We start from the raw sequence: 19,127 nt of genomic DNA on the forward strand, positions 1-19,127 counted from the left end.
AAGGCGGTGAAGATGCGCCCAACCGTCATCTGCGAGCCCGTACGCACGCCGATCGGCCGCTACGGTGGGATGTTCAAATCGTTGACCGCCGTCGACCTCGGTGTCACCGCGCTCAAGGGGCTGCTCGAGCGAACCGGAATCCCGCCCGAGGCGGTGCAGGACGTCATCCTCGGCCACTGCTACCCGAGCAGTGAGGCGCCGGCGATCGGGCGCGTGGTGGCGCTGGATTCCGGCCTGCCCGTGACGGTTCCGGGCATGCAGGTGGACCGGCGCTGCGGCTCGGGCCTGCAGGCGGTAATCCAGGCGTGCCTGCAGGTCGGGTTCGGCGAACCGGGCGGCCATGACCTCGTCGTCGCCGGCGGCTGCGAAAGCATGAGCAACGTGGCCTTCTACTCCACCGACATGCGATGGGGCGGCGCGCGGAGCGGCATCCGGGTGCACGACGGGCTGGCGCGGGGCCGCACCACCGCCGGCGGCAAGCACTACCCGGTGCCCGGCGGGATGCTGGAGACCGCCGAGAATTTGCGCCGCCAGTATGGCATTTCGCGTCTCGAGCAGGACGAGCTCGCGGTCCGCTCACACCAGCGCGCGGTGGCCGCGCAGAAGGACGGCGTGTTCGCAGAGGAGATCATCCCCGTGGCGGTGCGGACCCGCCAGGGCGAGGAGCTGGTCGACACCGACGAGCATCCCCGCGCCGACACGTCCGTGGAGTCGCTGAGCAAGCTGAAACCCGTTCTGTTAGAAGATGATCCGGGGGCAACGGTCACGGCGGGCAACGCCAGCGGGCAGAACGACGCGGCGTCGATGTGCGTGGTCACCACGCCGGAGAAGGCGGCGGAATACGGCCTGACCCCGCTGGTCCGCCTGGTGTCGTGGGGGTTGGCGGGGGTGGCGCCGAACGTCATGGGCATCGGCCCGGTGCCCGCCACCGAGGCCGCGCTCGCCAGGGCCGGCCTGCGGCTGAGCGACATCGACCTCATCGAGCTCAACGAAGCCTTTGCCGCGCAGGCGCTTGCGGTGATGCGCGAATGGAATTTCGGCGAAGCCGACCACGACCGCACCAACGTGCACGGGTCGGGAATCTCGCTGGGCCATCCGGTCGGCGCGACGGGCGGCAGGATGCTGGCCACCCTGGCGCGCGAGCTGACGCGCCGCGAGGCGCGCTACGGGTTAGAGACCATGTGCATCGGCGGCGGCCAGGGGCTTGCCGCGATCTTCGAGCGGGTTGCCTCGACATGAACGCTCCCCTGAGCGGCCTGACGGTGGTCGAGGTGTCCAGTTTCGTCGCCGCGCCGCTGTGCGGCATGACGCTCGCGCAGCTCGGCGCGCAGGTCATCCGCGTCGATCCGATCGGCGGTGCCTCCGACGTGCAGCGCTGGCCGCTGGCCGCGAGCGGCGCGTCGATCTACTGGACCGGCCTGAACAAGGGAAAGCGCTCGGCCACAGTGGACTTGCGGTCACCCGAGGGTCAGGAACTGGTGCGGCGGCTCATCGTCGAGGGCGACGGCGTCGTCGTCACGAATGCCGCCGGGTTGTCCTGGCTGAGCTTTGATGCGTTGCGCGCGCGGCGCTCCGACGTGATCCACGTCCAGCTGCTGGGCCGCGGCGACGGTTCCACCGGCGTCGATTACACCGTCAACGCCGGCGTCGGGTACCCGCTCGTCACCGGCCCGGCCGACCACGGCGGCCCGATCAACCACGTGCTGCCGGCCTGGGACGTGTGCTGCGGCCTGTACGCCGCGCTGGCCGTCGTGAGCGCCGTGCGCCGGCGCGACCAGACGGGGGTGGGTGCGCGGATCAGCCTGGCGCTGGAGGACGTCGCGCTGGCCACCGCGGGAAACCTCGGGCTGCTGACCGAACCCCAGGTCAACGGCACCCAGCGCGAGCGGTTGGGCAACGCCATCTACGGCCAGTACGGCCAGGATTTCACCAGCCGCGACGGGGCCGCATTCATGGTTGTCACCTTGACGCGACGCCACTTCCGCGACCTCGTCGAGGTGACCGGCACCGGCGCGGCGGTGTCGGCGCTCGCCGAGGCGCTCGGTGTGGACTTCGGCTCCGAGGGCGACCGCTACCGCTACCGCGACGCCCTGTCCGGGTTGTTCGCCACGTGGTTCAGCGAGCACACCGCCGACGAGATCGCCGCCGCGCTGTCGGACACCACCGTGTTGTTCGAGCGGTACCGCAGCTTCGCCGACGTCGCGGCGGGCCCCAAAGTGCGGGCCAATCCGCTGTTTTCGCGGCTGCACCAGCCAGGTGTCGGAGATTATTTCGCCCCCGGCCTGCCGGCCGCCTTCGACGGCACCCATCCTGCCCCAGCGCCGGCGCCGGCGCTGGGGCAGGACACCGCCGCCGTGCTCGCCGAGTGCCTGGGGCTTTCGGCGGCCGACATCGCGCGGCTGTCGAGCGCCAAGACGATAGGAGAGGCCAGCGCATGACCAAACTCGCCCAAACCCTCGGGCTGACCGAGTTCCAGACCGAAATCCTGGCCACGGTAAAGCGATTCGTCGACAAGGAGGTCATCCCCAACGCACCCGAGCTCGAGCGCGGCGACACCTATCCGCAGCACATCGTCGACCAGATGCGCGAGATGGGGCTGTTCGGGTTGATGATCCCGCAGGAGTACGGCGGGCTGGGGGAGTCGCTGCTGACCTACGCCCTGTGCGTCGAGGAACTCGCGCGGGGCTGGATGAGCGTGTCGGGTGTCCTCAACACCCACTTCATCGTGGCCTACATGCTTCGCCAGCACGGCACCGAGGAGCAGAAGAGCCGCTTTCTGCCGCGGATGGCCACGGGCGAGTCGCGTGGTGCGTTTTCCATGTCGGAGCCGGAGCTGGGTTCGGACGTCGCCGCGATCCGCACCCGGGCCCAACGGAATTCGGACGGCGATTACACCATCACCGGGCAGAAGATGTGGCTGACCAACGGCGCCAGTTCCACGCTGATCGCGGTCCTGGTGCGCACCGACGAGGGTGCCGACAAGCCGCACCGCAACCTGACCGCGTTTCTGGTCGAAAAGCCAACGGGCTTCGGCGAAGTCGTGCCGGGGCTGGTGATACCCGGCAAGATCGACAAGCTCGGCTACAAGGGCGTCGACACCACCGAGCTGATCTTCGACGGCTACCACGCCGGCGCCGACGACATTCTCGGCGGCGCCCCGGGGTGGGGCTTCTTCCAGATGATGGACGGCATCGAGGTCGGCCGGGTCAACGTGGCGGCGCGTGCCTGTGGCGTCGGGATCCGCGCCTTCGAGCTCGCGGCGCGCTACGCCCAGCAGCGCCACACCTTCGGCAAGCCCATCGCCGAGCACCAGGCCATCGCGTTCCAGCTGGCCGAGATGGCCACCAAAGTGGAAGCGGCGCACCTGATGATGGTCAACGCCGCACGGCTCAAAGACTCCGGTGAGCGCAACGACGTCGCAGCCGGCATGGCCAAATACCTTGCCAGCGAATTCTGTTCGGAGGTCACCCAGCAAAGCTTCCGGATTCACGGCGGCTACGGGTACTCAAAGGAATACGAGATCGAGCGGCTGATGCGCGACGCCCCGTTCCTGCTCATCGGGGAGGGCACCAGCGAGATCCAGAAGTCCATCATCAGCAAGCGGCTGCTCGCGGAGTACCAGGTGTAGCCGATGACAGTCCCCGGTTTCGCCGCGCGCCCACAGCTTTCCGACGACGTCGCGCGCTTCATCCGCAGGCGGATTTTCGACGGCACCTACGCCGCGGGTTCCTACGTTCGCCTGGACCAGCTGGCCGCGGAGTTGGGCATCAGCGTCACACCGGTGCGCGAGGCGCTGTTCGCCCTGCGCGCCGAGGGCTTGATCGACCAGCGGCCGCGGCGCGGTTTCATGGTGCTGCCGGTCACCGGGCGCGACGTCACCGACGTCGCGAACGTGCAGGGCTACGTCGGGGGCGAGCTGGCGGCCCGGGCCGCCCTCAATATCACCGACGACCAGTTGCGCGAGCTCAAGGAGATCCAGGCGCAGCTGGAAGAGGCCTATGGCTCGAGGAGGGCCGGCGACGACGAGCGGACGGTCCGGCTGAACCACGAGTTCCATCGGGCCATCAACGTGGCCGCCGATTCACCCAAGCTGGCCCAGCTGATGTCGCAGATCACCCGCTACGCACCGGAATCGGTGTTCCCCAACATCGCGGGCTGGCCGGACCAGTCGATGAAGGACCATCGGCGAATCTTGTCCGCGCTCAAGAAGCACGACGCCGAGCTCGCCCGCGCGGCCATGTCGGAGCACCTCGCGGCCGGCGCGGGGCCGTTGATCGACCACCTCACCGCGCGTGGGGTGGTGGTCGACGAGGGCCGTCCGACCCGTCGCTGAGCGCGCTTAGCTGTTGTTGCCCAGGCCGTTCGGGCTTACGCTGCGATGGGGGTGGGTGACAACGGGAGAGAGGTGCCTTGAATGCTTCGCGCATCCACCGTCTTCGTTGCGGCTGCCGTCGCGATCGCGGTCGCGCCGCCGGCGATCGCCGACCCGCTCGACCCCATTCCGGGCAACGGCGTCTTTGTCGTCGGGCCCGATATCGCGCCGGGGCTCTACCACACGGGCGGCTCGGGATCGGCCTTCGGCGTTTGGATCAACAACGTGCCGACTCAGGACTCGATGTGCTCGTGGTTCACCTACAGCACACCGGACGCCAGCAAGGACCATGTGCTTCAGACGAATACCTCAATCGGTCCGATGTTCGCGAACATCAACTCCTCGGTGAAGGCCTTCGAGTCGCAGAACTGTCAACCCTGGACGCGGGTGCCCTAGGGGCGCCACGGCGCACGGCCGTCTCCGGGACGGCGCGTGTGCGCTGACGGCTTTCGGTGTGTACACAGGGCGTGGTTCCACGGCGTGTCGCGACCGTGCGCTCACACTGAAAGCCGCGGGTTCACACTCAAAGCCGCGGGCTAGGCGCCTATCCAATCACCCGACCGTCCGTCGCCAGTAGGTCGCGCAACCGACGGACGTCGGCCTTGCCGGTGGCACCGCGCGGCACGTCGTCGTCGGACTCCAGCAGTAGCCACACGGTCGGGACCTTGAACGCGCTCAACAGGTTTCGTGCCGACTCGCGCAGCCGGTCCGGCGTCAGCGTGGGGTCGGCGCACACCACCACCGCGCCCACCCGCTCGCCCTCGGCGCCGGGCACGCTGGTGACGAAGGCGTTCTCGACGCCGGGTATGGCGCGCAGCGCCCGCTGCACCTCGCTGGGATAGACGGTCGCGCCGCTGACCTTGAACATGTCGTCGGATCGGCCGTGGTAGAACAGGAATCCGTCGTCGTCGAGGTGGCCGAGGTCGCCGGTCGGGTAGAAGCCGTCGGGGGTGAACAGCTCCTCGCGGCTGCGCCGGCAGATGCCGCGCAGGATGTGCGGCCCGCGGATCTGGATGGCCCCGACCGTGCCCGCGGGCACCGGAGTGTCGTCGGCGCCGACGATGCGGACCTCCGTCCCTGCGAAGGGCTTTCCGCAGCTGCCCCACGCCGTTCGGGGCATGTCGGTGTCGGCCGGGTAGCCGCAGTACGGTCCGAACGCCTCCGTCATGCCGAAGAGCGTCGCCCGCGCGCCGGGCCGGGCGCGTTGTTCCGCGGGCAGCAGGGCGTCCAGGCTGCCGGGCCGCAACGAGGAAAGATCGGCGCCGACTCGGTCCGCGTGTCGCGCCAGCGCTTCGGCCTGATCGGGCCAGCCGCGAAACAGCGTGACCCGCTCGGCCTCCAGCAGCCGCAAAGTGGTTTCGGGACGCGGGGTCTCCTCGGTCACCAAGGTGGCGCCGGCCAGCAGCGCGGACAGGATCCCGCTGCCGAAGCCGCCCACCCAGAAGAACGGCATCGGCAGGTACAGGCGGGTGTCGGAGTCGATGCAGCGGGCCGCCAGGCCCGATCGCACGGCACCTAGCGCGCTGCCGTGCGAGTGCACAACCCCTTTGGGCGCCCCGCTGCTGCCCGAGGTGAAGATGATGATGAGCGGGTCGGCCGCGGTGACGGTCTCGGCCATGGCGTCGACGATGGGGCCGATCCGCCCGTCGCCGCCCCGGGCGAAGCGGTCGGCGCTGAAAACCTGGCGTAGCGCGGGCAACTCGTTCGGTGCCACGGCGGCGATGTCGTCCAGGTAGCGGTGGCCGCGGAATTCCTCGACGCCGACCACGAATTGGACCGACGCCGTGCGCAGCTGCGCGACCAGTTCGCCGGCGCGCAGCAGGGTGCTCAACGGCACCAGCACGGCGCCGATGCGGGTCAGGGCGACGGCCAGCTGCACCCAGGCGGCGCGGTTGGGCATGATCAGCCCGACCCGGGTGCCCTTGCCGACGCCGGCTTCGAGGAAGGCGGCCGCGAGATCGCATGTGGTCGCGTCGAGTTCGCGGTAGCTGACGCGTGATTGCGGATCGATCACCATCGGCTTGTCGCCGTGCTCGGCGGCGCGCCGCCTCACGAGCCGGTCGATGGTGTCAGGCATCGAACAGCTTCGTCAGCCGGCGGGTGTCGACCTTGCCGCTGGACAGCAGCGGTATCTCGGCGCGGGGCACGGCGACGAACCGCTTGGGGATCTTGTAGGCCGACAGTTCCGACGCGAGCCGCCGCCGCAGCGCGGCCTCGTCGAGACGCGGCTCGACGACGACCGCCGCGACCAGCTCACCCCGCTCGGGGTCGGGAAGTCCCACGACGTAAGCCTCCGCACCGGTGACCCTCGCGATGGCGTTCTCGACCTCGGCGGCCGAGACGTTGGCGCCCGCCGTCTTGATCATCGCGCCGCGCCGGCCGACGAAGTAGTAGAACCCGTCGGCGTCGACGCGCACCAGGTCGCCCGTGTGGAACCAGCCGTCGGCGTCGAAGCACTCCTCGCGGCTTCGCTTGTAATACCCCTGCATCACATACGGCCCGCGGATGCACAGCTCGCCGACGCCCGCGGCGTCGGGGTCGGCGACCTTGGTTTCGAACCCCGGCGCCGGCTTGCCGAACGACCCGCGGCGGCGTTCGGGTTGGTCGGATTCGTCGCCGCTGATGAGCAACACGCTGCCGGCCTCGGTCAGCCCCAGCATGTTGTGTCGCAGCTCCGGGTCGGCCGGTCGGGCGTCGGGCGGCATGATCGGGTACAGGTTGCCCCGCCGCATCGACGACAGGTCGCGGCGGGCGAAGCTCGGGTGGTCGGCCAGGTGAGCCACCGCGGCGGCGAATCCGTTTGTCATTGTCGGCTTTTCGGCCTCCAGCAGGTCGAGCGTTGCGGACGGGTCCACGGCGTTCGAGCACACCAGCGTCGACCCGGCCACCAGCGTGGCGAGCAGGCCGAACGCGAACCCGCCGATCCAGAAGAACGGCGAGTTGCAGAACAGCTTGTCCGAGGCCGTCAACCCGCGGATCGTGTTGAGATTTCGTTGGTGTTCGAGCAGGGCGGCGTGGGTGTGCAGCACGCCCTTCGGCGCGGCCGTGGAGCCCGAGGTGTACACGATGGCCAGCGCGTCGCAGCCGTCGACGTCGGCTTCCATCGCCGCCAACAGCTCAGGGGTGACGCCCGCGCCACGCCGGTAGAGGCGCTCCAGATCGACCACCACATGGCGCAATTGCGGTGCCGCCGTGACAAACAGCCGCTCGTCACCGTCCGGGGCGGCATGCGACAGCGCCTCGCTCAGCCGCTGCACGTAGTCATGGGAACGAAACGCCGCGGTGGTCAACAGGATTTCGACGTCGGAGTGGACCAGCTGCTCGCGCAGCTCGCGCGCGGTGACGAAGGTGGAGAACGGGACGACCACGGCGCCGATACGTGCCGCGGCCAGCATGCCGACGACGAACTCGGTGCCGTTCGGGTAGAGCAGCCCGACGTGGGTGCCCTTGCCGGCCCCGCTGGCAATCAGGCCGCGCGCAAGCTCGGCCGAGCGGCGATCGGCCTCGGCGTAGCTGATGCGGTCATCGTCGCAGACGAGCAGCGGATGCTCGCCCCGTGAGCGGGCCTGACGCCGCACGATCTCGGCGACCGTGGGGGAGTCACCGGGCATGGTCACGCTGCTTGGCGGCAGTGCCGAAGAAAAGCCGGATCGCGCCGAGGTCGGCCTTGCCCGACGGTGTGCGCGGGATGTCGTCCACGATCGCGATCTCGGTGGGAATTTCGTAGCCCGCCAACCGTGTTCGCAGATAGTCGACGAGCCCCTCGGCGTCGGCGGACGCGGGCTCGCGCAACTGCACCATCGCGACCGGTGTCTCCCCGAGCCGCTCGTCGGGTCGGGCCACCACGGCCGCCCCGGCCACCGCGGGGTGGCCTTCCAGCGCGGCACGCACGTCGTCGGGCATCACCTTGAACCCGCCGCGGATAATCGCCTGGTCGGCCCGCCCGACGATCCATACGAAGCCGTCGGCGTCGATGCGCGCCAGGTCAGTGGTTCGCATCCAGTCCGCCGACGGACCTAGCTGTGCCGGTTTGACCTCCAGCAGGCCGACCTGGTCGGGCGCCAGTGGCGTGCCGTCGTCGTCGACCACGCGCAGCCGCGCGCCGGGGTTGGCGCGGCCGACGCTGCCGCGCTTGGTTCGCCAGTACTTCTGGTGGTCGGGTAGCGTCCACCCGGCCACTCCGCCGCCGAATTCGGTTGCCGCGTAGGAGGTGAGGACCGGTATGCCGTACTTGTCGGTGAACGCGTCGGCATCGTCGGCCGACAGCGGTGCCGTGCCGCAGGTGACCGCGCGGATGCTCTTCAGGTCGGCTCGGGTCAGACCGGAGTGCAAGACGGTCCGCAACGCGGCCGGCACCAGTGACACCGTGCGCGGCCGGTGCTTGCGCACGGCCGCCGCCCATGCGGTGAGCTCGAATCGTTCCAGCAGCACAAAGGGTCTAGCCTCCACGACGCATTGCAGCACCCGGAACACTCCGCCGATGTGCACCAGCGGTGAGTTGACGATCGCGACGCCGCGCCGCAGCTCGGTGGGGGCGGGGGTGCGCTCGGGTTGGGGACCCATGACGCTGCGCGCCAGCATGTCGTAGCTCAGGTCGATCCGCTTCGGCGGGCCGGTCGTTCCACTGGTGAGCATTCGGACCGCCACGGCGTGGGCGGCGGGCTCGTCGACGATGGGGGCGGGCCCGTCGGCGTCGTCAAGGGATCCCGATATCGCCAGCGTCGCCGTTCCGGGCGGGACGAGCGTCGACAGGTCGTCTGCTTCGCCGATGATCAGCGGCAGCCGCAGCGCGGCGATGTCGGCGCGGGTACGGTCGTCGCCGCGGGTGGGGTTGATGGCGACGACGGTTCCGCCGCCCAGCAGCACGCCGAGAAAGGCCGCCACCTGCCCGGGACGGTTGCGCAGCAGCATGCCGATCCCGCCGGGATGGTCGGCCGCCACCGGCGCGGCGCGCCGTGCCGCGCGGCCGACTTGCACCCACGAAATCCATTGGCCGTCATACTCGATCGCGCGCGCGCCGGGCCGCAAATTCACCACATCGGCGATGCGCTGGCTGAGCGGGTGTCGGGCCGTCATCGAATCTGGGGTCGGGTTGCCGGGCCCCGCTTTTCTTGGGCGGCCAGCTCGGCCGTGCCGAGCGGGTTGCCCAGCCTGGTGTAGATGAGGCCCTGCTCCAGCGCGGCCCGGTAGGGCTTGTCCAGCGACTCCCAGATCGCCTTCACCGTGCCCTGCGTCGCCGACGGTGGCTTGGCGGCGATGGTCGCCGCGATCTGGTGGGCGCGGTCCCACAGCCGGTTGGCGGGGACCACCTCGGACACCAAGCCGATCCGCAGCGCGGTGTCGGCGCCGACGCGTTCGTCGTTGCCCATCAGCGCCATGCGCAGCGTCTCGCCCAGGCCGATGCGGCGCATCAGGCCGATCGGTTCGAGCGCGCACACCAGCCCCGCCGACACGTGGGAGTCGAAAAACGTTGCGTCGTCCGAGCAGATGACCACGTCGGATTCGTTGACGAAGTAGAAGGCGCCCGCCGTGCACATGCCCTGCACCGCACACACCACGGGCTTCCACATCTTCTGCCACTTCGGGCTCAGCGATTCGCCGGGATCCTCGTGGTTCCACACGTCTTTCGGCTGCCCGTACGGCGTCTTGACGTCCAGGCCGGCGCTGAACGCCCGGCTGCCGGCCGCCCGCAGCACCACCGCGTGCACGGACTCGTCGAGCTTGACCGCGCGCCACGCCTGCGCCATCTCCTCGCACATGGTGCGGTTGAACGCGTTGAGCTGCTGGGGCCGGTTCAGCGTGATCGTGGCGACGTGGTCGGCCGCGTCGACGTCGAGCAGGATGGTCTCGAAGCGCGCGCTCACCTGCTCGTTCATCGACACCGCCACTCCGGGGCGCGCTTTTCCACGAAGGCCTTGGGGCCTTCAAGCGCGTCCTCGGTGCGCAGGACGCGCTCGCGGAATGCTTCGGCGAGCATCTCGGCTTCGTGCAGCGGCACCTCGAGGCCCTTGAGGATCGCCAACCGGGTGCCCCGAACGGCCAGCGGCGCATTGGAGTTGACGATGCCGGCGATCTCGTGCGCGCGCTCGAGGAGCCGGTCGTGTTCGACGATCTCGCTGATCAACCCCAGTTCGTAGGCGCGCTCGGCGCCCATCCGTTCGTGCTTACCCATCAACGCCATCCGCAGGGCGATTGAGCGGGGGAGCACCCGGGCCAGTCGCACCAGCTCGCGGCCGGCCACCAGGCCGATGCTGACGTGTGGATCGAAGAACGTCGCCCGCTCGGATGCGATGACGATGTCGGAGGTGGTGACCCAATCGAGGCCCGCGCCGCAGCACAATCCGTTGACGGCGGTCAATATCGGCTTGGCCATCCGGCGGAACGGCGGCGTGCCCTCCTGCGGCGCCTCCCACTGGTCGTAGGTCGACAGGTACGGCCGTTCGTAGATGACCTTGCCGTCGGCGGGGATTTCCCTGACGTCCGCGCCGGCGCAAAAGGCGCGGCCGGTGCCCGTGACGACGAGCAGCCAGACGTCGTCGTCGTTCTCGGCCTCGTCGTAGGCGGCGCGGAGTTCGGTGATCATGTGCGGGCTGAGCGCGTTGAGGGCCTCCGGGCGGTTCAGCGTGATCGTGGCGGTGTGCGCGTCGACTTCGTACTTGACGGTTTCGAATGAGTCAGCGGGCATGCGTGTTCCTCCTGCCAGGTCACCGACCGCGGAACCTGGGCGCGCGTCGTTCCCGGAACGCCGCGAGCCCCTCTTTGAAATCGCTTGTCCGACACGAAAGCTCGACGTTGAACAGCTCTTGGTTCAAGGACTGGCTCAGTGTGGTGTGCTGCCCGAAGCCCAGTGCCTGCTTGGCCAGCCCGATCGCGACGGTCGGCCCTTCGGCCAGCCGCTGCAGCAGCGTTTCGGCGGTGTCGTCGACCTCGGTGCGGCCCACCGCTTGATGGATCAACCCCCAGTCGGCCGCGTCGGTCCCGCTCACCTTCTCGCCGAGCAGCAGCATGCGCCGGGCCCGTGCGAGGCCGACCAGCCGGGGCAGCAGCCAGGTGGAACCCGAATCCGGGCTGAAACCCCGGTCCACGAACGGTTCCCAGAAGACGGCGTCGGAGGCGGCCACGGTGAAGTCGGCGGCCAGCGCCAGGTTGCAGCCGAATCCGACGGCCCAGCCGCGCACGCTGCAGACGACCGGCAGCTGAACGCTTCCCACGAGCTCGACGACGCGGTGCGCGCCGTGGGGTATCCGCCGCACCAGGTCGCCCGTGCGCGGACGTTGCCCGTCGTTGGTGGCCAGCCAGTCCGCGCCGCCGCAAAAATCGTCCCCGGCGCCGCAAAGGTGAATCGCGCGCAACGAGTCGTCGGAGGCGGCCCGGGTCAAAACGTCGACCAAGTCGCCGATCATCAAGTGTGTCAACGAGTTACGTCGGGAGGGGCGATCGAGGGTGATCCGCAGTATCGCGCCGTCCCGGCGCGTGGTCACCGAACCCTCGGCGCCGTCCGGGTCGGCCTCGTGACTCATGAGCCTATTCGGCCTTTCTCCGCCGATACGGTTACCCATACAGTAGGCAATACGATTGATACAGGTATAAGTTAGCAAGGAAACGCTGACGACGGAAATAAGCCGGGTGCAACCGGGCGAAAAGAGGAAAAGCATGGCCTTCGAGGAGGGGCTGGGCGTGCCGGCTCCGACGTATACGGGCGAGGCCAGATTCGGCGAGGCGCCACTGGCCCAGACCGTCGCCGCCGCCGGCGCCATGCGCAGGATCAGCTCGCTGCTGCTGTCCCTCGAGCGCCCCCACCCCGCGGTGGACGCGATGCTGGCGAAATTCGGCGAATGGGAGGGCGAGCTGGCGGCGGCGGCGCCCACCGACAACGCGCCGCGCATCGGCGAGATCCCCGACGACCCCCGGCGGGTCTACCTCAACCACGCCACCGACATCGGCGCCTACAACCCGTGCTTTCCCGAGTACCGGTTCGACCACCTCGACGCCGCGAAAGCCGGCGGGACCGTGTCCTTTCCGCTGGTTTACGAAGGGCCGCCGGGGCTGGTGCACGGCGGTTTTCTGGGCGTCTTCTTCGATTGCGTCATCCAGCACCACAGTTGCGTCACCGGCCTTTCCGGCAAGACGCGGTCGTTGGCCGTCACCTTCCGCCGCCCGACCCCGCTGTTGACAGAGCTGCGCTTCGACATCGTGCGCTCGCAAACCGAGCGTGGCGTGTCCGCGACGGCGCGGCTGTTGCTCGACGACGAGGTGCTGTGCATCGGCGAGGTCGACACGCTGGCGTCGCCCCCGGACAAACTGACGGGGTTCCGGTTCGGCAGGCGGCGAAAGGAGGCCGACGCATGACCGCCTCTGACGCTTGCGACGATCGGGTGCTTTTCGAGGTCGAGCGCGACCGGCGCATCGCGACGATCACGCTGAACAACCCCAAGCAACGCAACTCTTACGACGCCGGCATGCGCGAGGCGATCGCCCGGTGTCTGGATCGCGTGGCCGACGACGACGACCTGACCGTCGTGCTGTTGCGCGGGGCCGGGGGAGTGTTTTCCACCGGGGCCGACATGAACAACGCCTACGGCTGGTACGGCCCGGGCAGCGACGACCAGGCCAAGCGCCGCCCCAGCCAGCGGCGACGACTCACGGTGGACCGCAAGTCTTTTGGCTTTTATCACAACTTCATGGGCTTCCCCAAGGTGACGGTGGGCGAGATCGCCGGCTACGCACTCGGCGGCGGCTTCGAGATGGCGCTGATGACCGACATCTCCGTGATCGCGCGCGACACCAAGATCGGGATGCCGGCGACCCGGTTCCTGGGCCCCGCGCTCGGCAGCCTGCACATGTTCTTCCACCGGTTGGGGCCCGTGCTGGCCCGGCGCCTGCTGCTGACCGGTGACATCGTCGACGCCGGCTCGATCGAGCACCTCGGAATCTTCACCGACACATGCGATCCCGGCTCGGTCACCAAACGCGCGCGGTATTGGGCCGAGAAGGCGGCGAAGATGCCCGCGGACGGAGTCGTGATAGCCAAGGAGGCGTTCCGCCTCGTCGAACAGACCCAGGCCTACCACGGTGAAGAGGTCGCGAGCTACCTGTTCCACGCCTTCGGCACCAACCTGCAGTTCGCCCCCGGTGAGTTCAACTTCGTCAAGACGCGCGCGGAGCACGGCGCCAAGGAGGCGTTCCGGTTACGCGACGAGCACTTCCACGTGCCGGAACCGCCGAAAGACCAAGCCTGACAAGGCCGTTCGGGCTAGCGCACCGCCGCGGCCCCGGTTCGCCTCCGCTGCGCGGCCGGCTTGGACGCCTTGCGCTGCCGCGACGACGCCGACTTGCCGCCCTTGGCGTTCTTCTCGATCAGACTGCTGGCGTGGTCGAGGATGCAATCCAGGCCGAACTCGAAATTGGTCTCGTCGGGTGCCCCGATGCGGTGCCCCTGCCCTGTCACCTGGGCGATCAGCGGGGTGGTCGTCGGATCGATCGCCACCGCGGCCTCGATGGCGCGCGATCCGCTGTCCGACGCCTGGTTCTTCTCGTAAAGCCGATGCAGCACCACCGATCCGCGGACATGAACCGACACCGCGGAGTACACGTCGAACGCCTCCTCGGGTGACAGGCCGGCCTCCACCAGGTTGGCGATCGCCCGCTCCACCTCCTGGGCGCCGACCCGCGCCGCCTTAGGGCTGAGGGCCGCCCGAATCAAAATCAGGTCGCACAGAATCGGGTTGCCCATGAACGTCTTACGCATCAAGCGCGCGTGGTTGCGCAGCGTTTCGCGCCAGTCGGCGGCCTCTACGTAGGGTGTGGCGAAGACATACTTGCTCAGGGCGCGGTCAGTCATCGCGTTGAGCAGGTCGTCCTTCTTGCGGAAATACCAGTAGATGCTCGTGACGCCGACGCCGAGATGTTTGCCGAGCAGCGGCATGCTCAGGTTGTCGATCGACACCTGTTCGGCGAGTTCGAAAGCGCCGGTAATGATGTCGTCGGGATTGATGGACCCGCGTTCGCGCCGTTGACGCTTTTCGGCGGTTGCCTGCTTTGCCACTACGGGCACCTCCATCAAGCTCTGTCTCGGCCGGCCGGTATCGTTGAACCTGCCGTCCGCTTACCCTGACCTGCGGGTACGCGGGCGTGTCGTCGCGGTTTCCGTCTGCTACTGTAATACCTATCGTAGGCTTTTTGGTAAAACGGCTGGGCAGATGGATCTAGGGCTGGCGAACGCCGCGGCGGTGGTGGTCGGCGGCAGCCGCGGCATGGGTTTGGCGGCGGCCCGTTGCCTGGCCGACGACGGCGCCCGCGTCGCGGTGGTCGGCCGTTCCCGCGATGCCCTCGATTCGGCGGCTGCGGATCTGACGGGCCGGGGAAGCCCGGACGCGCTCGGGCTGGTCGCCGACATCGGTGACGCCTCGGCGGTCGACGAGGTGTTCGCCGAGCTCGGTGAGCGCTGGGGCGGCGAACTCAACGTGCTCATCAACACGGTCGGGCCGGGCGCGGCGGGCACGTTCGAGGACCTCACCGACGAGCAGTGGCGGCAATCCGTCGAGGACGGCGTGCTGGGGATGGTGCGGTGCGTCCGATCGGCACTTCCCCTGCTGCGCAAGGCGAAATGGGCGCGGATCGTGAACTTCTCGGCCCACTCGACGCAGCGCCAGAGCGTGATGCTGCCCGCCTACACCGCCGCCAAATCGATGCTGACCAGCGTGTCGAAAAACCTGTCGCTGCTGTTGGCGAAGGACGAGATCTTGGTCAACGTGGTGTCGCCGGGCAGCATCGCGTCGGAGTCGCTGGTCGGGTGGGCGACGTCCGTCGGTGTCGACGGCAACGACCCGTATGCGTTGATGGGCGCCATCGCCGAGCACTTCGGTCATCCGGCGCACATGCCCCGGGCCGGCCTGCCGGAAGAGATCGGCCCGGTCGTCGCGTTCCTCGCGTCGCGGCGCAACTCCTACATGACCGGCGCCAACGTCAACGTCGACGGTGGTTCGGACTTCATCTAACCACCGGACCGAGCAAATCCATTGGGCGACAGGAGGAGTCGACTGTGGCAGTGGCGAGTGAGGCGCGGGCATGGGCGCGCTCGGCATTGCGTGGAATCGGCGACTCCCTCTACACCCCGTTTTGTGGCGACGACGGCGACGACATCGACTGGGAGGCCTATCGGACGCTGGTGCGCTATTGCGTCGGCGACCTCGGGCACCCGATGTTGTGGTGCACCAGCGGCATTGCCGAGTTCTGGTCGCTGACCCTTGACGAGCGGAAACGCTTGCTGGAGGTGGCAATCGAGGAGGGGCGCCGCCTCAATCCCGACCTCGTGGTGCAGGCCTGCACCGCGGCCATGTCGGCCAAGGACTGCCTGGACCTGACGTTGCACGCCCAGCAAGCCGGGGCCGACATCGCCTACATTCAAACGCCGATGATGGAGGCCCACGGCGGCGAGGGCGTGCTGCGGTTCTTCAAGTACGTCGCCGCGCGCACGGACATCGCCCTGGGCATGTTCAATTCCCCGTCCTCCGGCTACGTCCTGACCGCGGCCGAAAGCGCACGCATCTATGACGAGGTGCCCGCGGTGTGCGCCACCAAGGAGGGCGCCTTCCGGCCCGCCAACAGCCGGTTGTTGCACCAGTTGGCGCCCGGTCTGGCGCTCTGGGAATGCGACCGGACGGTGTACCGCGCCGGATGGCTGCGCGACGGGATCGTCTGCCCGGCGCAGCTGGGCACGGCGGGCTACCTGTTCGAAACGCCGGAGCGGCGATTGTTCTCCGAGTACTGGGATTTGGTGCAAAGCGACAAGCTGCTGGAGGCGATGGACTACGGGCGCGAATCGGGCCTCGACCAGTTCGATCTCGACGTCGGATCGTGGTGGACGTGTTACCCGGGGCGCGCGGACTACTTCACCCACTGGGGCGGTGCGTTCAAGTACGCCGCCTCGCTGCTGGGACTGCCGATCGGCGGGTACCCGCATTCCCGGCCGCCGCAGGCGGAATTGCCGGCCGAGGCCAAGACGCAGATCGAGCACGCCTATCGCCGCCTGGGCCTCATCGAGGGATAGCGCACCAAACCGCCTGCACGACAAGAAGACCCGGCCACCGTGTGATCGGGTCCTTTCGCCGGCGCCCTACTGTTCGGGTCGCTCGCGCGCTTCCTTGCGCCCGGCGGGGCCGATGACCTCTTCGCCAGGGCGTCTTCCCGGCGGCGCGTTCACGGCAAACGCGTTGTCGACGCGGCGCTCACCACCGCGTCAGTGGTGGGCGGGGGCGCCGCGGCGTCTGCTTCTTTCGGCGTAGGTGCTTCCCTTCGGGTTCGGTGATGCCGCCACCGCAACGCCAGGCCGGCGAGAAGCCCGATCAGGGCCGCCCAGAACAGAATCTGTGCGCCCGTCACCGCCAGCTCGACCCGCAGCGCCGCCGCGCGCGCCTGCCGTAGGCGGTGAACCACCGCGGGTGCCTTCGAGCCCATTTCGTCCTCCTACCGGCCGAGCGTTTCAGGTAACGGTTTCCCCCCGGTAACCCGCCGGTACGCGATCTCAAACCCGAAGCCGGACCGCGGCGCTCAATGGCCCGAAAATCGCTGTTAGGTCGCGGTTCGCGGGCGCCTGACGGCGGTTGTGGAATGCGCTACCGATAGGTATACAGTATGCGTACAAGGCAGGCCGAGCGTTGAGGAGGTGCCGCGGGAGATGTCCGGCAGCGACGGTGCTTCCGAGGACGCGGTGCGCTACGAGGCCACGGAAGGCGGCGTCGCAATCCTGACCTTCAACCGCCCGGAGCGCCTCAACGCCTGGGGCCCCGACATCGCCGCCGGTTTCTACGCCGCGGTGGACCGCGCGGAGGCCGACCCAAGGATCCGGGTGATGCTGTTGACCGGAAGCGGCAGGGGCTTTTGCGCCGGCGCCTATCTGGGCACCCCGAGCTCGGCCGCCACGTACGGCGAAACCATGGAGCGGGCGGGTCAGGCCGATCTCGCCGAGCTGGTGGGGGAACGCCCCCCTCATTTCGTCACCACGCTGCGCAAGCCCGTCATCGCCGCCATCAACGGCGCCTGCGTCGGCATCGGGCTGACCCTGGCGCTGATGTGCGACGTCCGGTTCGCGGCCGCGGGGGCGAAGTTCGCCGCGGTGTTCGCCCGCCGCGGACTGATCGCCGAGTTCGGCATCTCCTGGATCCTGCCGCGCCTGACGACGTGGGGCGTCGCCCTGGACCTGTTGTTGAGCGGTCGCACGTTTCTGGCCGAGGAAGCCGCCCAGCTCGGCCTGGTCAAGGAGGTCGTCGCGCCCGAAAACCTCATGGCGCGCGCGCTGGACTACGCGCACGACATCGCCCAAAACTGTTCGCCGGCTTCAATGGCCGTGATCAAGAGGCAGGTATACGGCGACGCCACTCGCGACGTCACGGACGCCACCGCGCGCGCGGAGGTGCTGCTGCACGAGGCGATGCCGCGGCCCGACGTCATCGAGGGCATCACCAGCTTCCTTCAGAAGCGGCCCCCGCAGTTTCCCTCGCTCAACTCGACCGACGCCTAGCGTTCGCGGCGGGTACGGAAAGGATGATGACCATGACCGACCTGGGTTACAAGGCGATCGACGTCGACAACCACTACTACGAGCCGCTGGACGCCTTCACCCGCCACCTCGACAAGAAGTTCAAACGCCGCGGCGTGCAGATGCTCAGCGACGGCAGGCGCACCTGGGCGGTGATCGGCGACCGCGTCAACCACTTCATCCCCAACCCCACGTTCGACCCGATCATCGTGCCGGGCTGCCTCGATCTGTTGTTCCGCGGCGAGATCCCCGAAGGTGTCGATCCGGCGTCGTTGATGAAAGTCGAGCGGCTCGCCGACCACCCCGAGTACCAGAACCGCGAGGCGCGGGTGGCGGTGATGGACACCCAGGGCATCGAGACCGTGTTCATGCTGCCGACTTTCGCATGCGGCGTCGAAGAGGCGCTCAAGAAAGACATCGAGGCGACGATGGCGTCGCTGCACGCGTTCAACCTGTGGCTGGACGAGGATTGGGGCTTCGACCGGCCCGATCACCGCATCATCGCCGCGCCGATCATCTCGCTGGCCGATCCGGGCAAGGCGCTCGAAGAGGTCGAGTTCGTGCTGGCCCGCGGCGCCAAGCTGGTGCTGGTGCGGCCGGCGCCGGTGCCCGGCGTGGTGAAGCCGAGGTCGCTGGGAGACCGCAGTCACGACCCGGTGTGGGCACGGCTGGCCGAGGCGGGCGTGCCCGTCGGATTCCACCTCAGCGACAGCGGCTACCTACACATCGCCGCGCAGTGGGGCGGCAAGGCGACCTTCGAGGGCTTCGGCGAGAAGGATCCGTTGGATCAGGTTCTCCTCGACGACCGCGCCATCCACGACACGATGGCGTCGATGATCGTGCACGGCGTGTTCACCCGGCATCCCACGCTGAGGGCCGTCAGCATCGAAAACGGTTCGTACTTCGTGCATCGGCTGATCAAGCGACTGAAAAAGGTGGCCAACAACTACCCTCGCCATTTCCCCGAGGACCCGGTGGAGCAGTTGCGCAACAACGTGTGGATCGCGCCCTATTACGAGGACGATCTGCCGCAACTGGCGGAGGTCATCGGCATCGACAAGATCCTGGTCGGCTCCGACTGGCCGCACGGCGAAGGCCTGGAGTCGCCGGTGTCGTTCGCCGACGAACTCAAGGGATTCAGCGACTCCGATATCCGAAAGGTGATGCGGGACAACGCTTTAGATCTGCTCGGGGTCACGGTCGGGTCGGCCGCTTGAC

Annotated in this window: 19 protein-coding genes; 11 read left to right on the forward strand and 8 right to left on the reverse strand. The window is 68.6% G+C overall.

Annotated features, from left to right (window positions below; all coding sequences use genetic code 11):
- Positions 1 to 12: 12 nt before the first annotated feature.
- The 5 genes from AWC19_RS05395 (at position 13) to AWC19_RS05415 (ending at position 4,768) form a co-directional block, all read left to right on the forward strand.
- Entirely contained in the window at positions 13 to 1,239 is a 1,227-nt protein-coding gene (locus tag AWC19_RS05395; RefSeq protein ID WP_085077071.1) for an acetyl-CoA C-acetyltransferase, read from the forward strand.
- Positions 1,236 to 2,438: a CoA transferase gene (locus AWC19_RS05400; RefSeq protein WP_085077044.1), complete on the forward strand. Its 1,203-nt coding sequence runs from the start codon at positions 1,236 to 1,238 to the stop codon at positions 2,436 to 2,438. The genes AWC19_RS05395 and AWC19_RS05400 overlap by 4 nt, the downstream gene beginning before the upstream one ends.
- On the forward strand, positions 2,435 to 3,628 hold the full coding sequence (locus tag AWC19_RS05405) for an acyl-CoA dehydrogenase family protein (protein ID WP_085077045.1): 1,194 nt from the start codon (positions 2,435 to 2,437) through the stop codon (positions 3,626 to 3,628). Before AWC19_RS05400 ends, AWC19_RS05405 begins: the two co-directional genes overlap by 4 nt.
- 3 nt (positions 3,629 to 3,631) lie before the next feature.
- Complete coding sequence (locus tag AWC19_RS05410) at positions 3,632 to 4,333, forward strand: GntR family transcriptional regulator (RefSeq protein WP_085077046.1); 702 nt, start codon at positions 3,632 to 3,634, stop codon at positions 4,331 to 4,333.
- 81 nt (positions 4,334 to 4,414) lie between these two features.
- Entirely contained in the window at positions 4,415 to 4,768 is a 354-nt protein-coding gene (locus AWC19_RS05415) for an Rv1352/Rv1906c domain-containing protein (RefSeq protein WP_085077047.1), read from the forward strand.
- A gap of 148 nt (positions 4,769 to 4,916) precedes the next feature.
- Here the strand turns inward: AWC19_RS05415 and AWC19_RS05420 are convergent, their stop codons facing one another.
- The 6 genes from AWC19_RS05420 to AWC19_RS05445 are packed head-to-tail and all read right to left on the reverse strand — an operon-like array spanning position 4,917 to position 11,892.
- Positions 4,917 to 6,449 carry a class I adenylate-forming enzyme family protein gene (locus AWC19_RS05420; RefSeq protein ID WP_085077048.1) on the reverse strand — a complete coding sequence of 511 codons (1,533 nt, stop codon included), beginning with the start codon at positions 6,447 to 6,449 and terminating at the stop codon, positions 4,917 to 4,919.
- The gene (locus AWC19_RS05425) at positions 6,442 to 7,983 is read right to left on the reverse strand and encodes a class I adenylate-forming enzyme family protein (protein ID WP_085077072.1); all 1,542 of its coding nucleotides are present in this window, start codon (positions 7,981 to 7,983) and stop codon (positions 6,442 to 6,444) included. Before AWC19_RS05425 ends, AWC19_RS05420 begins: the two co-directional genes overlap by 8 nt.
- Entirely contained in the window at positions 7,973 to 9,448 is a 1,476-nt protein-coding gene (locus AWC19_RS05430; RefSeq protein WP_085077049.1) for a class I adenylate-forming enzyme family protein, read from the reverse strand. The genes AWC19_RS05425 and AWC19_RS05430 overlap by 11 nt, the downstream gene beginning before the upstream one ends.
- Positions 9,445 to 10,248, reverse strand: coding sequence for an enoyl-CoA hydratase/isomerase family protein (locus AWC19_RS05435; protein ID WP_085077073.1), 804 nt, complete (start codon positions 10,246 to 10,248; stop codon positions 9,445 to 9,447). Before AWC19_RS05435 ends, AWC19_RS05430 begins: the two co-directional genes overlap by 4 nt.
- Positions 10,245 to 11,057, reverse strand: coding sequence for an enoyl-CoA hydratase/isomerase family protein (locus tag AWC19_RS05440; protein WP_085077050.1), 813 nt, complete (start codon positions 11,055 to 11,057; stop codon positions 10,245 to 10,247). Before AWC19_RS05440 ends, AWC19_RS05435 begins: the two co-directional genes overlap by 4 nt.
- Before the next feature lie 19 nt (positions 11,058 to 11,076).
- Positions 11,077 to 11,892, reverse strand: coding sequence for an enoyl-CoA hydratase/isomerase family protein (locus AWC19_RS05445; protein ID WP_085077051.1), 816 nt, complete (start codon positions 11,890 to 11,892; stop codon positions 11,077 to 11,079).
- A 133-nt stretch (positions 11,893 to 12,025) separates the two neighbouring features.
- Between AWC19_RS05445 and AWC19_RS05450 the strand changes: the two genes are divergently transcribed.
- Positions 12,026 to 12,721 carry a hotdog family protein gene (locus tag AWC19_RS05450; protein WP_085077052.1) on the forward strand — a complete coding sequence of 232 codons (696 nt, stop codon included), beginning with the start codon at positions 12,026 to 12,028 and terminating at the stop codon, positions 12,719 to 12,721.
- Entirely contained in the window at positions 12,718 to 13,611 is an 894-nt protein-coding gene (locus AWC19_RS05455; RefSeq protein ID WP_085077053.1) for an enoyl-CoA hydratase/isomerase family protein, read from the forward strand. Before AWC19_RS05450 ends, AWC19_RS05455 begins: the two co-directional genes overlap by 4 nt.
- 14 nt (positions 13,612 to 13,625) lie before the next feature.
- On the opposite strand, the gene AWC19_RS05460 is transcribed toward AWC19_RS05455, so the two are convergent.
- A complete protein-coding gene (locus AWC19_RS05460; protein WP_085077054.1) occupies positions 13,626 to 14,432 on the reverse strand; it encodes a TetR/AcrR family transcriptional regulator in 807 nt (268 codons plus the stop codon).
- A 139-nt stretch (positions 14,433 to 14,571) separates the two neighbouring features.
- Between AWC19_RS05460 and AWC19_RS05465 the strand changes: the two genes are divergently transcribed.
- Together AWC19_RS05465 and AWC19_RS05470 are read left to right on the forward strand one after the other, a co-directional pair.
- The gene (locus tag AWC19_RS05465; RefSeq protein ID WP_085077055.1) at positions 14,572 to 15,369 is read left to right on the forward strand and encodes an SDR family NAD(P)-dependent oxidoreductase; all 798 of its coding nucleotides are present in this window, start codon (positions 14,572 to 14,574) and stop codon (positions 15,367 to 15,369) included.
- 44 nt (positions 15,370 to 15,413) lie between these two features.
- On the forward strand, positions 15,414 to 16,421 hold the full coding sequence (locus tag AWC19_RS05470; RefSeq protein WP_085077056.1) for a dihydrodipicolinate synthase family protein: 1,008 nt from the start codon (positions 15,414 to 15,416) through the stop codon (positions 16,419 to 16,421).
- Between the two features lie 149 nt (positions 16,422 to 16,570).
- On the opposite strand, the gene AWC19_RS05475 is transcribed toward AWC19_RS05470, so the two are convergent.
- Positions 16,571 to 16,828, reverse strand: a complete 258-nt coding sequence (locus AWC19_RS05475; RefSeq protein ID WP_085077057.1) for a hypothetical protein — start codon at positions 16,826 to 16,828, stop codon at positions 16,571 to 16,573.
- A gap of 220 nt (positions 16,829 to 17,048) precedes the next feature.
- Between AWC19_RS05475 and AWC19_RS05480 the strand changes: the two genes are divergently transcribed.
- Together AWC19_RS05480 and AWC19_RS05485 are read left to right on the forward strand one after the other, a co-directional pair.
- A complete protein-coding gene (locus AWC19_RS05480) occupies positions 17,049 to 17,891 on the forward strand; it encodes an enoyl-CoA hydratase (protein WP_085077058.1) in 843 nt (280 codons plus the stop codon).
- 32 nt (positions 17,892 to 17,923) lie between these two features.
- On the forward strand, positions 17,924 to 19,126 hold the full coding sequence (locus AWC19_RS05485; protein WP_085077074.1) for an amidohydrolase family protein: 1,203 nt from the start codon (positions 17,924 to 17,926) through the stop codon (positions 19,124 to 19,126).
- Position 19,127: the final 1 nt, after the last annotated feature.

The organism is Mycobacterium palustre (genome assembly GCF_002101785.1).
Taxonomy (GTDB): Bacteria; Actinomycetota; Actinomycetes; order Mycobacteriales; family Mycobacteriaceae; genus Mycobacterium; species Mycobacterium palustre.